Here is a 14561-nt window from a genome sequence, read left to right on the forward strand (position 1 = left end):
ACAGGAAGAAAGGTGAGGGATGATGGATTTTCGTTTCAACATGATTGTAGAATATGCCCCGTTTTTTTTGAAAGGGGTATTATGGACGATCGGCTTATCTTTGATCGGTATCCTTTTCGGAACGATTCTCGGCTTGGCGATTGGGCTTGGGAAAATGGTTCAAAATCGTCTTGTTCGTTTGCCGTTTGATTGGTACGTTCATTTTTTCCGTGGCACGCCATTATTTGTACAAATTTTACTTATTCATTTTGGTGTGATGCCTATTTTTACCTCTCAACCGAATCCGCTCGTATCTGGCGCGATTTCGTTATCTTTAAATGCCGCTGCGTATATCGCAGAAATTTTTCGGGCCGGCATTCAATCGATCGATCGTGGTCAAATGGAAGCAGCTCGCTCGCTCGGTATGACACATGTGCAAGCGATGCGTTACATTATTTTGCCACAAGCGATCAAGCGCATGATTCCGCCGCTTGGCAACGAATTTGTCGTTCTTATTAAAGATTCATCACTTGCAGCAATTATTGCGGCACCTGAGCTTATGTATTGGGGACGAGCGATGCAAGGGCAATATTATCGCGTCTGGGAACCGTACTTAACGGTTGCGCTTATTTATTTAGTGCTCACCCTTTCAGTAAGCAAGTTGCTACACCGGTTAGAAAGAAGGTATGATGCATGATTAAAGTCACAAATCTGAAAAAATCATACGGATCACTACAAGTGTTAAAAGGTATTGACGCACACATTCGTGAAAAAGAAGTGGTCGTTGTCATCGGTCCGTCTGGATCGGGAAAGTCGACATTTTTACGTTGTTTAAACATGTTGGAAGATTTTGATGAGGGGGATATCGTCGTTGACGGATTTCATTTGAAAGATCCGAAAACGGATTTAAATAAAGTGCGTGAAGAAGTCGGCATGGTGTTTCAACGATTTAATTTATTTCCGCATATGACGGTACTTCATAATATTACACTCGCCCCGATGAAAGTGCGCAAATGGTCGAAAGAAAAAGCGACAGAAAAGGCGATGCAATTGCTTGCGAAAGTCGGTTTACAAGATAAAGCGCACGTATATCCGGATTCTTTATCAGGCGGACAGGCACAGCGTGTAGCGATCGCTCGTGCGCTCGCGATGGAGCCGAAGGTGATGTTGTTTGACGAGCCGACGTCTGCGCTCGACCCCGAAATGGTCGGGGAAGTGCTTGCCGTCATGAAACAACTGGCAAAAGAAGGAATGACAATGGTCGTCGTGACGCATGAAATGGGATTTGCTCGTGAAGTTGGGGATCGCGTTCTCTTTATGGACGGTGGAGTAATCGTCGAAGAAGGAACGCCACAACAAATTTTTGATGCGCCACAACATGAGCGAACGAAGTCGTTTTTATCGAAAGTGTTATAAGAAAAAGGTGTCCCGTTTGTCAGGACACCTTTTTCTTTATGCTAACAATTGTTTATCTAACGCTACTTCGACAGGAACGTAATCGTAACCGAGGTCGCGTGCGACTGCTTCGTATGTGATTTCTCCGTTTGCTACGTTTACACCAAGACGTAATGCCGGGTTATCTGCAACAGCTTTGTGTACACCTTTATTTGCGATTTGTAGTGCGTATGGCATTGTGACGTTTGTCAATGCGAGTGTAGATGTGCGTGGAACCGCCCCCGGCATGTTCGCGACTGCATAGTGAACGACGCCGTGCTTCACGTATGTTGGGTTGTCGTGTGTTGTCACATGGTCGCTCGTTTCCACAATGCCACCTTGGTCGATCGCTACGTCAACGATGACCGAGCCTGGTTGCATCGCTTTTACCATTTCTTCTGTCACAAGTTTTGGCGCTTTTGCTCCTGGGATTAATACGGCACCGATCACAAGGTCAGACTCCGCAACAGCTTGTGCGATGTTCATTGGATTAGACATAAGCGTATTAATTTGGCTTCCGAAAATATCGTCAAGTTCACGTAAACGTTCTGCGCTTAAGTCGATAATCGTTACGTTTGCACCTAAGCCGATCGCCACTTTTGCAGCGTTTGTTCCGACGACACCGCCACCAATAATTGTCACTTTTCCACGACTAACGCCAGGAACGCCTGAAAGAAGAATTCCTTTTCCGCCTTTTGGTTTTTCAAGGAATTGTGCGCCAATTTGTGCTGCCATGCGTCCTGCTACTTCGCTCATCGGTGTTAAAAGTGGCAATGTACGACCAACTTGTACTGTTTCATAAGCGATCGCAATGACACCTTTTTCTTTCAATGCACGTGCCAACTCTGGCTCAGCAGCAAGATGTAAGTATGTGAATATCACTAATCCTGGACGGAAATACTCGTATTCGCTCGGTAGCGGCTCTTTTACTTTCATCACCATATCTGCTTGTGCCCAAACGTCTGCAGCGTGCTCAATGATTTGCGCCCCTGCCTGAACGTAATCTTCATTCGTGAAACCGCTTCCAATTCCTGCATCTTTCTCAATGATAACAGTATGTCCATTGCTGACAAATGACATAACGCCAGCTGGCGTAATCGCTACGCGATTTTCGTTATTTTTAATTTCCTTTGGAACACCAATAATCATGTGCTGTTTCCCCCTTCATGTTGTCTTTCATTATTATTTACAGTATAAATGTTTTTTATCATTTGTTGTTTGTTTAGAAAAGAAAAAGAAAAAACGAGCTTTTGTGGAAATCCACAAAAGCTATGTTGCCCGATATTTGTCTAATTTCATATCGATATATAGTTTCACTTTTTCGCTCATGTTTCCTAGGTCGATGTTTCCGATTTCACTAATTCGCTTTAGCCGATAAGCAAGCGTATTCGGGTGAATATTGAGCATTTTCGCCGTTTCATTGACGTTGCTGTCACAGTCGAGATACGTTTCGATCGTCTCAACTAAGTTTGTATGATGCTGTGCATCGTATTGTTTCAGCTTTTCGAGTGCTGCGTTGTGGAAATCCCCATGTCGTTTTTTCTCAAAAAGTAAATCGAAAAACTGATACATGCCGAGATGTTGGTAACTTTGAACATCGGCAAGTTGATGAGGAAATGCGCGCTTCATTTTTAATACGGTTTGTGCTTCTTCGTAGCTTTTAGCAATTTTTGTATAGCACTCATATACATTTCCGAATGCTCCCATCATAATGTCAACGCGAAATCGTTCTTTCATTTGCGTCATAAATGAACGGAAAAATCGTTCAATATGCGCTTCACCGTAGACGTTCGAACTTGGCGCAACGAGCACAATTAAGCGCTGACGATCAATCGTATAAAGCGGAATAGCGAGTTGTTGTGTCGTTTTTAATAAGTAATCAATTTGCCGCTCTACTTGCGTTTGAATGTGTTGTTGAAATTGAAAAATGCCGACAGAAAAAAACGGATACACATGTACGTTTAGTTGATGGCATTGTTCAACGATGTCATGGGGAGATGAAAAATGTCCGGTGAGTAGTTTCCAAAAAAACTCTTGAATGCGCTCTTCTTTTTTATGTTTGCGAATTTGTAATTGCAACAATAAATTTTTTGCTGCTTTCGCTGCTTGTTTTAACAAATCAAACTGATGTTCTGTCCACGGCTCATTCATTTCAATTGCCCAAATAAATCCGAGCACCTCTTTATTTTTCCAAATCGAGATAGCGATGCGATTGCCTAGCCCTACTTCTGAAATTTCAGCGACACGAACAGGCTCCTCACTTTGTAAAAGTTTTGGAATCACCCCTTCGCGCCACAAACTATTAATGACGCGCTCTGGCACACGACGATGAATGATGGTCGCTGTACGGGCGGGATCGGTATAATGCTCATGTCCACTGTAAGCAATTAAGCGATGGTTTGCATCTTCAATCGTAATCGGACATTGCAATAACTCGCTCACACGATCGGCAAACTCCTCTAAACTTTCAAAATGAGTGGCAAAAGGATTCATGACATCCACTCCGTTTCTTACGTTGTTTTACGATTATTGTAGCATATTGACAAATGAAAGAGCTTACCTTAATCTACAAGTGAGAAAGTCGTATATTGTGGGATTGTGACTGCGTTGCAGGCAAGACCTAAAACGGATGAAGGAAGGTTTCTTTCTTGCGTTTTAGGTCTTTTATTTTTTATCCAAATAATTCCTAAGGAAGGAGATATTTCAAATGTTTCGCTTGTTTCGTAAGCGTGAAGAGGTCATTGTTTCTCCGTTAACAGGAAATGTACGATCGCTTGAAAATGTTCCAGACCCTGTGTTTGCCCAGAAAATGATGGGCGATGGTTTTGCGATTGAACCAACAGATGGCGTTGTTGTTTCACCGATCCATGGAGAAGTAGTGCAAGTGTTCCCAACAAAACATGCTGTTGGTTTACGTTCGGATCAAGGATTAGAAATTCTTATTCACGTTGGCATTGATACAGTTCATATGCATGGAGAAGGATTTGAAGCGTACGTGAAAGCAGGGGATCGTGTGAAGGCTGGGGATTTACTTTTGTCGTTTGACTTGACGCTTGTGCAACAAAAGGCGAAAAGTTCCCTTACCCCAGTAGTGATTACAAACGGGGAGGTGGTAAACGAGTGTCATCGAGAGCATATAGAACAAGCAGAAAGAGGAAGTACTGTTTTAATGAAAGTGAAATTGAAATAATATATATGTGATAAAACAATCGGTGTTAAGGGGACGAAGATGACGTTGCGAATCCATAAAATTTTGAACAATAACGCTGTCGTTGTATTGGATGAAGGGCAAGAGAAAATTGTAATGGGACCGGGAATTGCTTTTCAAAAAAAGAAAAATGATATTGTACCTCGTGCAAAAATCGAAAAAATTTTTGTGATGGAAGAAGAGAATGAAAAGTTCCAAGAGTTGTTACGTACCCTTCCAGAAGAGCACATTGATATCGCGGAAGAAATTATTAGCTATGCAGAAGGACAGCTGCAGGCACCGTTGAATAACCACATTCACATTGCATTGACAGACCATTTATCATTTGCGATTGAACGCATTCAGCAAGGGTATCAAATTCAAAATAAATTGTTAAATGAAATTAAAGTGCTGTATAAGAAAGAGTACCAAATTGGTCTTTGGGCAAAGCAGCTTATTCGCGACCGTCTCGGTATTGACATTCCGGATGATGAAGTTGCCCATATTGCTCTTCATATTCATACAGCGAAAATGGACGCAGCTAGCATGAACAGAACGTTAAAACAAACCACTTTAATTCGAGAAATGATCGATTTGATGAAACAAACATTACATGTTCATATTGATGAAGAAGGAATATCTTACCAAAGACTTGTGACACATTTGCGCTTCGCACTGAACCGAATTGAAAATGGTGAGTTGTTTCATTCGATGGATGAAGAGATGTTAACGCTCATTCAAACGAAATACGAAAGAGAGTTTGCATGCGCTGTTGCGATGGCTGAATATGCAAAAAAGGAATACGGAATCCAATTTCCTGTCACCGAGTTAGCTTATATTACGCTACATATTCAACGCTTAACCACAAAATAATCATTTTGTAGAATGTTGACGAATTTTGAATGATAAGCTAAAATGAAAGCGCATAAAAAATGAAATATCGTAGGATTGTGACTGCATAAGCAGGCAAGACCTAAAATGTACGACCATGTTTAAAAAGCATTCGTATGTACATTTTAGGTCTTTTTGTTTTTATCATCTTTATACGAGGAGGAACTTATATGAATTATGAACTCGTCACAAAGCAACTTTTGTCCTTGCTTGGTGGAAAAGAAAATGTCATTAGTGCGGTTCATTGTGCAACTCGTCTTCGTCTTGTGCTAAAAGACGAAAAGAAAGTGGACCAACAAGCAATTGAACAACTTGATGGGGTAAAAGGTGCATTTTCTAGTTCCGGTCAGTATCAAATTATTTTTGGTACAGGTGTTGTCAACAAAGTATACGAACAGTTTGTCAAAGAAGCAGGTTTACAAAACGTAAGTGCTGATGTGCACCAAGAAGCAGTCAAGCAAAAAATGAATCCGCTGGCTCGTCTTGCGAAAACGTTATCAAATATTTTTGTTCCAATTATTCCGGCTATTGTAGCTAGCGGATTGCTTATGGGATTGCTTGGGATGATGAAGGCATTTAAATGGGTAGCGCCAGATAGTGCATGGATTGTATTACTTGATATGTTCTCAAGTGCGGCTTTCATTATTTTGCCGATCTTAATTGGTTATAGTGCTGCGAAAGAATTTGGGGGAAACCCGTTTCTAGGAGCAGTGATCGGGGGAATTATGACCCATCCTGCTTTGTTGAATCCTTGGGGGTTAGGAAGTGCTGAACCAGAGTATTTGCATTTCCTCGGCTTTGATATCGCAATGATTGGATATCAAGGAACGGTCATTCCAATTTTGCTTGCAACATATGTCATGAGTAAAATCGAAAAAAGCTTGCGCAAAGTCGTTCCACACGCAGTCGACTTACTTGTTACACCATTTATTACAGTTATTTTAACAGGCTTCACTGCGATTTTAGTCATTGGTCCACTTGGAAATATAGTTGGGAAAGGAATTACAACAACGTTAAACTTCGTATATGACACAGGTGGAGCGCTTGCAGGCCTCATTTTCGGTGGTCTGTATTCGATGATTGTAATTACAGGTGTTCATCATAGTTTCCATGCGATCGAAGCCGGATTACTTGCGGATATTGGTAAAAACTATTTATTGCCTATTTGGTCAATGGCAAACGTTGCTCAAGGTGGAGCGGGTTTAGCAGTATTTTTAAAATCAAAACGGACGAAAACGAAGGAAATCGCTTTGCCAGCTGCATTTTCCGCTTTTCTCGGCATTACTGAACCTGTTATTTTTGGGATTAACTTAAAATATCGAAAACCGTTTATTGCAGCAGCTATTGGTGGTGCTGTCGGTGGAGCGTATGTTGTATTTACAAACGTTGTCGCAAACGCGTACGGATTAACTGGTATTCCAATGATTGCGATCGTGGCACCGATGGGGATGGCGAACTTAATAAACTATTTAATCGGCTTTGCAATTGCAGTTGGTACAGCGTTTGTGGCAACATGGATATTAGGATTTAAAGAAGAATAAGAGGCGAGCGAATACTCGCCTTTTTTTGTAGGAGGGAATAACGATGAAGAAAGGAATTATTAGTCTTGGTGAAGCGTTAATCGATTTTATTCCGCTCGATGCAACAAATCAGGCTTACCAAAAAAGTCCTGGTGGGGCGCCAGCGAATGTCGCGGTCGGTGTCGCACGGCTTGGCATACCATCGACATTTGTTGGAAAAGTCGGATGTGACGTACTCGGTGTTTTTTTGAAAGAAACGCTCGATGAATACGGTGTCAACACAACTTCGCTTCAATTTAGTGACGATGTTCGTACCGGTGTTGTTTTTGTGACATTAGCCGAAAACGGAGAACGGAGCTTTGATTTTTACATTAACCCGAGCGCTGATCGCTTTTTGTGCGAAGAAGAAATTGATGAGTCGTTATTTCGGACACATCGCATTCTTCATTTTGGTTCGATCTCACTCATTAGTGAGCCAGCACGAAGCGCGACAAAGCGGGCTGTTATGTTAGCTAAAGAAAATGGAATGATCGTCTCGTATGACCCGAATTTACGTCTCGGTCTGTGGGAAAGCGAACAACAAGCTCGCCAAATGATTGTGTCGATGTTACCAGAAGCGGATGTACTTAAAATTTCTGAAGAAGAGTTGACATTCATTACAGGAGAGCAAGATATCCAAAAAGGTATTGATGCCCTTGCCCTATACAATATTCCCCTCATCGTTGTTACGCTAGGAGAGAATGGTAGTTATGCGTTTACGAAAGAAGGATCCGTATTTACGCCAGCGCTTAAAGTAGAGGCGGTTGATACGACAGGGGCAGGAGATGCGTTTGTTTCCGGTATGCTTTATTGCTTGCATGAGCGAGAAGGGGCGATCGACGACTTGTCGCTTGCGGAAGTTGAACAAATGGCGCGTTTTGCGAGTGTTTCAGGGGCGCTAGCTGCATCAACAAAAGGGGCGATGACAGCTTTACCGACGCGTGATGAAGTCGAACGAATTTTACGAGAAGGTTGGTCGAGATGAAATCATTGAACGAAAAAAAACAAATACAGCTCGCGGAAGAAGAAATAAAAAAATATGCTTCAATTGTTGAAAGTGACCCAAATCGTTTGCGTTATCATTTAATGCCTCCTGTCGGATTAATGAACGATCCAAATGGACTGATTTATTGGAAAGGGACGTACCATGTGTTTTATCAGTGGATGCCGTTTCAAACGACACATGGAGCAAAATTTTGGGGACATTATACATCGCATGACTTTGTTCATTGGGAAAGACAAGCGCCTGCATTAGCTCCAAGCGAATGGTTTGATCGAAACGGTTGCTACTCTGGAAGCGCCGTGGACAATGATGGTGTACTTACACTTTTTTATACAGGGAATGTCAAAGGCGATGACGGAACACGCCATACGTATCAATGTATGGCAATATCAAGTGACGGCCTTCACTTTGAAAAAAAGGGGGTTGTTGTTCATCTCCCAGACGGTTACACGGCTCATTTTCGTGACCCAAAAGTGTGGAAGCATGAAAACAAGTGGTATATGGTGATTGGCGCACAGAGCGAGCAATTAGATGGAAAGGCAGTATTATTTCGCTCTGATGATCTCATGCATTGGGAGCATATCGGTGCTATAGCAGGAGGAGAGGACGGGAACTTTGGGTACATGTGGGAGTGCCCAGATGTATTCCGTTTGGGTGGAAAAGATGTTCTCATCGTCTGTCCACAAGGATTACAACCAGAAGGTATGCATTACCAAAACGTATATCAAGCAGGATATTTTGTTGGACAGTTAAATTATGAAACAGGACAATATGTACACGGTACATTTACTGAGCTGGATCGAGGGTTTGAATTTTATGCGCCACAAACGATGGTCGACGAGCATGGGCGTCGTGTGATGATTGCTTGGATGGGGGTACCAGATCAAGACGAAGATCAGCACCCGACAATTGCTTATCGATGGGTACATGCATTGACATTACCGCGTGAACTCGTTTTAATCGGAGATAAATTATATCAGCGTCCGATTGAGCAGTTGCAGTTGCTTCGGAGTGACGAAGTTCACCATCCAAATGTATTCTTGCAGAAGGAAGTTAGACAATTTGATGGTGTAAAAGGAAAAACGATTGAACTGCTACTTAAACATATCGATGGTAAAGGCGTTTTATCCATTCATATACAAAACAATGTTTCATTCTCATATGATTTTGAACAAAAAGTTGCGACGTTAGAGAGAGAAAGCTTTGCTCGAAATGGCATGAAAGAGAAACGACAATGTTTATTATCACAATTACACACGATTCACATGTTTATCGATACGTCGTCTATTGAAATTTTCTTAAATGATGGAGAAGAAGTATTTACGGCACGGTTTTTCACGAAAGAAGAAAATGAACATATCTCATTTCAGACAAATGCAGAAGCTTCGTTTCATTTATCTAAATGGAAATTATGTTAAAACTTTTGCTTGTCAAATGTTCAACTGCTTTCGTATGATGAAAGAAAAGGGAGTATTCCTTCAAATATGGAAGGTTGCTCCTTTTTTCAGTCAATAATAAAAGGTGATGAAGCGATGGAGCAAGATAAGCTAAAAAAAGTCGTTGAAGCAGCGAAATTGTATTATTTACTAGACTACAATCAAAACGATATTGCGAAAAAGCTTGGTGTATCGCGGCCGACGGTGTCGCGTTTACTACAACAAGCAAAGGAAGAAGGGATTGTAGAAATTAAAATTAACGATCCGGCTGAAGATATTCAACAGCTAGCAAAACAACTTGAACAAAAGTTCAATCTAAAAAAAGCAATTGTTGTGTCGGTCCCTGAACATCAAGATGGCATTATTAAAAAATATTTAGGAAAAGAAGCGGCAGAATATTTACGGTCGATCGTCAAAGACGGCGATGTGATCGGTGTCACATGGGGAACAACGTTATATCACGTCGCATTACAGCTAAGGCATAAACACGTCAAAGATGTGAAAGTTGTGCAATTAAAAGGTGGCGTCAGTTTGTCGGAAACGAATACGTTCGCTTCTGATATTTTACATTTGTTTGGAAGCGCATTCAATGCAACGGTACATCACTTGCCTCTCCCGGCCATCGTCGATCATGTCGTTGTCAAGCAAGCGATGGAAGCGGATCGCCACATTCGTAAAATTCTCGATCTTGGACGACAAGCGAATATTGCTGTATTTACGATTGGACCAATTAAATCGGAGTCGCTATTGTTCCAGCTTGGTTATTTTACAGAAGAAGATTTGCAAACGATTTATTCAAAAGCAGCCGGTGACATTTGTTCACGCTTTTTTGATCAAAACGGAAAGCTATGTAGCGAGGAGTTAAATGCCCGCACGCTTGGCATTGAGTTAGAAGAGTTGAAAAATAAGGAATACTCGATTGTGATTGCGGGAGGTATTCATAAAGTTGCTGGCATATACGGAGCATTGAAAGGAAAATATGCAAACGTATTAGTAACAGATCAATTTACTGCCGAATGTTTGTTAGAAAAAGAATAAAGGAAAGGGAAGAGGGGGAAAAGAATAAAAGCCCCCTTTATTTATGTAAAAAGGAAGAAAGATTTAGCGAAACCATGAATTTTCTTTTACATTTGTTCATGTTAACGTTTACATACGTTCATTTTCTTGTTATATTGATTACGTAACAAAAAAACTTATTAGGAGTGTGCAACATGAATATCGTTTGGGGACTTGTTGGTATCTTTGTTGTTCTTGGGATTGCTTTTCTTTTTTCAAATAACCGCAAGGCGATTAATCCACGAACGATTTTAGGTGGTCTTGCGATTCAAGTGTCTTTTGCGTTTATCGTTTTAAAGTGGGAAGCAGGAAAAGCTACATTGCAATGGTTAACGGATAGTGTGACGAACATTATTAACTATGCGAACGAAGGAATTAACTTTTTGTTCGGTGGTGTGTTTGCGGCAGAAGGAATCGGATTCGTCTTTGCGTTCCAAGTGTTGCCTGTCGTCATTTTCTTCTCAGCATTAATTTCTGTTCTCTACTACATTGGGGTGATGCAGTGGATCATTAAAATGATCGGTGGCCCGCTCGCGAAATTGCTTGGGACGAGCAAAGCGGAGTCAATGTCAGCAGCAGCAAACATTTTCGTCGGTCAAACGGAAGCGCCGCTTGTCATTCGTCCGTATTTGTCCAAAATGACACAATCTGAATTGTTTGCAGTTATGACGGGAGGATTAGCGTCTGTTGCTGGTTCTGTTCTTGTCGGTTACTCGCTTTTAGGTGTTCCGCTTGAATATTTGCTTGCGGCAAGCTTCATGGCTGCCCCAGCCGGATTAGTTATGGCGAAAATGATCGTGCCTGAAACGGAGCCGATTAAAGAAGATGAACAGTTTGAAATGGAAAAAGATGAACAATCGACAAACGTCATCGATGCGGCTGCGCGCGGTGCAAGCGACGGTTTAAAGTTAGCATTAAATATCGGTGCGATGTTGTTAGCGTTTATCGCCCTTATTGCTTTAATTAACGGATTGCTCAGCGGAATCGGTAACTTGTTTAATTACGATGGGTTAACGCTTGAGAAAATTTTAGGTTTCTTATTTGCGCCTATTGCATTTGCGATTGGTGTGCCGTGGTCTGAAGCAGTAACAGCTGGTGGGTTTATCGGCCAAAAATTGATTTTAAACGAATTCGTCGCTTATTCATCTTTTGCACCACAAATTCCAGATTTATCAGTGAAAACAGTAGCTGTAATTAGCTTTGCACTATGTGGATTTGCTAATATTTCTTCGATGGGAATTTTACTTGGTGGTTTAGGAAGCTTAGCGCCAAATCGTCGTAGCGATATTGCACGCATGGGCTTAAAAGCTGTCCTTGCCGGGATGCTCGCTTCGCTGTTAAGTGCATCCATTGCGGGTATGTTTATTTAACGACGAAGCGCCTCGCGCACTTCGATCACTTCTAATTTTAAGGGGGAATGAATGATGAACATTGCTAGCATGATCGATCATACGTTATTAAAGCCAGAAACGACGAAAGCGCAAATTGAAAAGTTGGTAGAAGAAGCGAAAAAGTACGAATTTGCATCTGTATGCGTAAATCCAACGTGGGTAAAATTTGTGGCTGAACGTTTGCAAGGAACAAAAGTAAAAGTATGTACTGTCATTGGCTTCCCGTTAGGAGCAACAACTCCAGAAGTAAAAGCATTTGAAACGAAACAAGTGATTGAAAACGGTGCGCAAGAAGTCGATATGGTCATCAACATCGGTGCGTTAAAAGATGGTGACGATGATCTTGTAGAGCGCGACATTCGTGCTGTTGTCGAGGCTGCAAAAGGAAAAGCGTTAACAAAAGTTATTATTGAAACGGCGTTGTTAACAGATGAAGAAAAAGTGCGCGCATGCGAAATTGCTGTTCGCGCTGGTGCAGATTTTGTGAAAACATCGACAGGATTCGCAAGCGGTGGGGCAACAGTAGAAGACGTTGCATTAATGCGCAAAACAGTTGGTCCAAACGTTGGAGTGAAAGCGTCTGGTGGTGTGCGTAGTGCGGCAGATGCAAAAGCGATGATTGATGCAGGTGCAAACCGTATCGGTACAAGTTCTGGACCAGCGATTATGGAAGGAACAACTTCAAACGAAGCATACTAATGGAGGAATTGACCGATGAAAGAAGTAGTACTTAGCTTACTTGCTGGGCTTGTTGTTGGGATTTTATTTAAATTTTTACGTTTGCCATTGCCAGCCCCGCCTGTATTGGCAGGAATGATGGGGGTATTTGGCGTATATTTAGGTGGCGTCGTTGCCGATTGGTTAATGAAGACGTTTTTTAACTAAACAGCCCAAGAAGGGATGATCGACAATGAGTAAACAGCGGTTAATTGAAGCGGCAAAACAAGCGAGAGAACGGGCGTACGTTCCGTATTCCAAGTTTAAAGTTGGAGCAGCGCTATTAACGAAAGATGGGAAAGTGTATGGAGGTTGCAACATCGAAAACGCATCATACGGTTTATGTAACTGTGCTGAACGTACAGCTTTATTTAAAGCGTACTCAGAAGGAGACCATGAGTATGCGATGTTAGCTGTTGTTGCGGATACAGAGCGTCCTGTTCCGCCATGTGGCGCATGCCGTCAAGTCATTGTTGAATTGTGTGACCCGAATATGCCTGTTATTTTAGCCAATATGAAAGGCGATGTACAGGAAACGACGGTGAAAGAACTTCTCCCTGGAGCTTTTTTAAAAGAAGATTTGCGATAAGCGTCGGCTTTTCCGACGCTTTTTGCATTGATACATAACAAAAAAGGAAATATAATCGTGTAGAGGATAATTTGACAGCTGACAACGGAGGGGTGACATGAGTCAAGATGTATCAAGAAACAAGTTGCTTTGGATCGCGGGGCTTGGATGGTTGTTTGATGCGATGGATGTTGGGATGCTTTCATTCATTCTTGCGGCTTTGCAAAAGGAATGGGGATTAACAGCTGAGCAAATGGGTTGGATTGGGAGCATGAACTCGATCGGTATGGCCGTCGGTGCTCTTGTGTTCGGATTGTTAGCTGATCGTATCGGTCGAAAGCAAGTATTTATTATTACGCTTTTATTATTTTCGATCGGAAGCGGCTTATCTGCTTTTGCGACAACGTTAACGGTATTTTTAATTTTACGCTTTTTTATCGGTATGGGACTTGGCGGTGAACTTCCGGTTGCTTCCACGCTCGTATCGGAAAGCGTACCCGCTCATGAGCGCGGGAAAGTTGTCGTTTTATTAGAAAGCTTTTGGGCAGGTGGCTGGCTATTAGCTGCGCTTATTTCCTTTTTCGTTATTCCTGCATATGGATGGCAAATGGCGCTCATTTTAGGGGCTTTACCTGCGTTATACGCCATTTATTTGCGTATTAACTTGCCCGATTCACAAAAGTTTATTGCGGTAAAAACGGCAGAGCGTCGTTCTGTTTGGCGCAATATCGCAGACGTATGGGCAAAACCTTATGCGAAGCAAACGACGATGCTTTGGATTTTATGGTTTGCGGTCGTCTTTTCGTACTACGGCATGTTTTTATGGCTGCCGAGCGTGATGGTGATGAAAGGATTTAGTTTAATTAAAAGCTTTGAATATGTGCTAATTATGACGTTGGCACAGTTGCCGGGCTATTTTAGCGTGGCTTGGTTGATTGAACGCATCGGAAGAAAAGCGGTGCTCATTATTTATTTAGTTGGGACAGCGTTAAGCGCTTATTTCTTCGGAAATGCCGAGTCGGTTGCGATGTTAGTGACGTTTGGAGCGCTGTTATCATTCTTTAATCTCGGCGCATGGGGAGCGCTTTATGCCTACACGCCAGAACAATACCCAACGGTTATTCGCGCGACAGGGGCAGGCATGGCAGCTTCATTCGGACGCATCGGGGGCATTTTAGGACCGCTTCTTGTCGGTTATTTAGTTGCACAAAACGTGTCGATGACGATGATTTTTGCGATTTTTTGCGTCGCCATTTTTATCGGTGTACTCGCCGTTCTTTTTCTCGGGAAAGAAACGAAACAACAAGAACTCGCATAATTGTACAAAAAGAAGCTATAAT

15 protein-coding genes are annotated in these 14561 nt (G+C 42.1%); 13 read left to right on the top strand and 2 right to left on the bottom strand.

Annotation, left to right across the window (positions count from 1 at the left end; translation table 11 throughout):
• Positions 1 to 22 precede the first annotated feature (22 nt).
• Positions 23 to 676: an amino acid ABC transporter permease gene (locus tag BO219_RS07805; RefSeq protein WP_077429118.1), complete on the top strand. Its 654-nt coding sequence runs from the start codon at positions 23 to 25 to the stop codon at positions 674 to 676.
• Entirely contained in the window at positions 673 to 1395 is a 723-nt protein-coding gene (locus tag BO219_RS07810) for an amino acid ABC transporter ATP-binding protein (RefSeq protein ID WP_077429119.1), read from the top strand. The genes BO219_RS07805 and BO219_RS07810 overlap by 4 nt, the downstream gene beginning before the upstream one ends.
• A 36-nt stretch (positions 1396 to 1431) precedes the next feature.
• Here the strand turns inward: BO219_RS07810 and ald are convergent, their stop codons facing one another.
• A complete protein-coding gene (gene ald / locus BO219_RS07815; RefSeq protein ID WP_077429120.1) occupies positions 1432 to 2562 on the bottom strand; it encodes an alanine dehydrogenase in 1131 nt (376 codons plus the stop codon).
• Between the two features lie 120 nt (positions 2563 to 2682).
• Positions 2683 to 3906: a PucR family transcriptional regulator gene (locus BO219_RS07820; protein WP_077429121.1), complete on the bottom strand. Its 1224-nt coding sequence runs from the start codon at positions 3904 to 3906 to the stop codon at positions 2683 to 2685.
• A 214-nt stretch (positions 3907 to 4120) separates the two neighbouring features.
• Here BO219_RS07820 and BO219_RS07825 point away from each other — a divergent pair, with 214 nt between their 5' ends.
• The 11 genes from BO219_RS07825 to BO219_RS07875 all read left to right on the top strand — a co-directional run bounded on the left by BO219_RS07825 (position 4121) and on the right by BO219_RS07875 (position 14539).
• Positions 4121 to 4603 (top strand): PTS sugar transporter subunit IIA, encoded by a 483-nt coding sequence (locus BO219_RS07825; protein ID WP_006321069.1) that lies wholly within the window; start codon positions 4121 to 4123, stop codon positions 4601 to 4603.
• Between the two features lie 39 nt (positions 4604 to 4642).
• Complete coding sequence (locus tag BO219_RS07830) at positions 4643 to 5473, top strand: PRD domain-containing protein (protein ID WP_077429122.1); 831 nt, start codon at positions 4643 to 4645, stop codon at positions 5471 to 5473.
• Positions 5474 to 5661: 188 nt separating this feature from the next.
• Positions 5662 to 7032: a sucrose-specific PTS transporter subunit IIBC gene (locus tag BO219_RS07835; RefSeq protein ID WP_077429123.1), complete on the top strand. Its 1371-nt coding sequence runs from the start codon at positions 5662 to 5664 to the stop codon at positions 7030 to 7032.
• A gap of 43 nt (positions 7033 to 7075) precedes the next feature.
• On the top strand, positions 7076 to 8035 hold the full coding sequence (locus BO219_RS07840; RefSeq protein WP_198936673.1) for an aminoimidazole riboside kinase: 960 nt from the start codon (positions 7076 to 7078) through the stop codon (positions 8033 to 8035).
• Positions 8032 to 9471 (top strand): glycoside hydrolase family 32 protein, encoded by a 1440-nt coding sequence (locus tag BO219_RS07845; RefSeq protein ID WP_198936674.1) that lies wholly within the window; start codon positions 8032 to 8034, stop codon positions 9469 to 9471. Before BO219_RS07840 ends, BO219_RS07845 begins: the two co-directional genes overlap by 4 nt.
• A 114-nt stretch (positions 9472 to 9585) precedes the next feature.
• Positions 9586 to 10527, top strand: a complete 942-nt coding sequence (locus BO219_RS07850) for a sugar-binding transcriptional regulator (protein WP_077429126.1) — start codon at positions 9586 to 9588, stop codon at positions 10525 to 10527.
• Between the two features lie 173 nt (positions 10528 to 10700).
• Complete coding sequence (locus BO219_RS07855; protein ID WP_077429127.1) at positions 10701 to 11915, top strand: NupC/NupG family nucleoside CNT transporter; 1215 nt, start codon at positions 10701 to 10703, stop codon at positions 11913 to 11915.
• Positions 11916 to 11969: 54 nt separating this feature from the next.
• Positions 11970 to 12635 (top strand): deoxyribose-phosphate aldolase, encoded by a 666-nt coding sequence (gene deoC, locus BO219_RS07860; protein ID WP_077429187.1) that lies wholly within the window; start codon positions 11970 to 11972, stop codon positions 12633 to 12635.
• 15 nt (positions 12636 to 12650) lie between these two features.
• Positions 12651 to 12821: a XapX domain-containing protein gene (locus tag BO219_RS07865; protein WP_077429128.1), complete on the top strand. Its 171-nt coding sequence runs from the start codon at positions 12651 to 12653 to the stop codon at positions 12819 to 12821.
• 25 nt (positions 12822 to 12846) lie between these two features.
• Positions 12847 to 13242: a cytidine deaminase gene (locus BO219_RS07870; RefSeq protein WP_077429129.1), complete on the top strand. Its 396-nt coding sequence runs from the start codon at positions 12847 to 12849 to the stop codon at positions 13240 to 13242.
• Between the two features lie 97 nt (positions 13243 to 13339).
• A complete protein-coding gene (locus tag BO219_RS07875; protein WP_077429130.1) occupies positions 13340 to 14539 on the top strand; it encodes an MFS transporter in 1200 nt (399 codons plus the stop codon).
• Positions 14540 to 14561 lie beyond the last annotated feature (22 nt).

This window comes from Anoxybacillus kestanbolensis (assembly GCF_001996285.1).
Taxonomy (GTDB): domain Bacteria; phylum Bacillota; class Bacilli; order Bacillales; family Anoxybacillaceae; genus Anoxybacillus; species Anoxybacillus kestanbolensis_A.

What these genes read in the sequence shown, in the direction of transcription:
- BO219_RS07810 (WP_077429119.1), top strand. Translation starts at nt 673, where the DNA reads ATGATTAAAGTCACAAATCTGAAAAAATCATACGGATCACTACAAGTG.
- BO219_RS07850 (WP_077429126.1), top strand. Translation starts at nt 9,586, where the DNA reads ATGGAGCAAGATAAGCTAAAAAAAGTCGTTGAAGCAGCGAAATTGTAT.
- BO219_RS07835 (WP_077429123.1), top strand. Translation starts at nt 5,662, where the DNA reads ATGAATTATGAACTCGTCACAAAGCAACTTTTGTCCTTGCTTGGTGGA.
- BO219_RS07820 (WP_077429121.1), bottom strand. Translation starts at nt 3,906, where the DNA reads ATGAATCCTTTTGCCACTCATTTTGAAAGTTTAGAGGAGTTTGCCGAT.
- BO219_RS07870 (WP_077429129.1), top strand. Translation starts at nt 12,847, where the DNA reads ATGAGTAAACAGCGGTTAATTGAAGCGGCAAAACAAGCGAGAGAACGG.
- BO219_RS07825 (WP_006321069.1), top strand. Translation starts at nt 4,121, where the DNA reads ATGTTTCGCTTGTTTCGTAAGCGTGAAGAGGTCATTGTTTCTCCGTTA.
- BO219_RS07855 (WP_077429127.1), top strand. Translation starts at nt 10,701, where the DNA reads ATGAATATCGTTTGGGGACTTGTTGGTATCTTTGTTGTTCTTGGGATT.
- deoC (WP_077429187.1), top strand. Translation starts at nt 11,970, where the DNA reads ATGAACATTGCTAGCATGATCGATCATACGTTATTAAAGCCAGAAACG.
- BO219_RS07875 (WP_077429130.1), top strand. Translation starts at nt 13,340, where the DNA reads ATGAGTCAAGATGTATCAAGAAACAAGTTGCTTTGGATCGCGGGGCTT.
- BO219_RS07805 (WP_077429118.1), top strand. Translation starts at nt 23, where the DNA reads ATGGATTTTCGTTTCAACATGATTGTAGAATATGCCCCGTTTTTTTTG.
- BO219_RS07830 (WP_077429122.1), top strand. Translation starts at nt 4,643, where the DNA reads ATGACGTTGCGAATCCATAAAATTTTGAACAATAACGCTGTCGTTGTA.
- BO219_RS07840 (WP_198936673.1), top strand. Translation starts at nt 7,076, where the DNA reads ATGAAGAAAGGAATTATTAGTCTTGGTGAAGCGTTAATCGATTTTATT.
- BO219_RS07865 (WP_077429128.1), top strand. Translation starts at nt 12,651, where the DNA reads ATGAAAGAAGTAGTACTTAGCTTACTTGCTGGGCTTGTTGTTGGGATT.
- BO219_RS07845 (WP_198936674.1), top strand. Translation starts at nt 8,032, where the DNA reads ATGAAATCATTGAACGAAAAAAAACAAATACAGCTCGCGGAAGAAGAA.
- ald (WP_077429120.1), bottom strand. Translation starts at nt 2,562, where the DNA reads ATGATTATTGGTGTTCCAAAGGAAATTAAAAATAACGAAAATCGCGTA.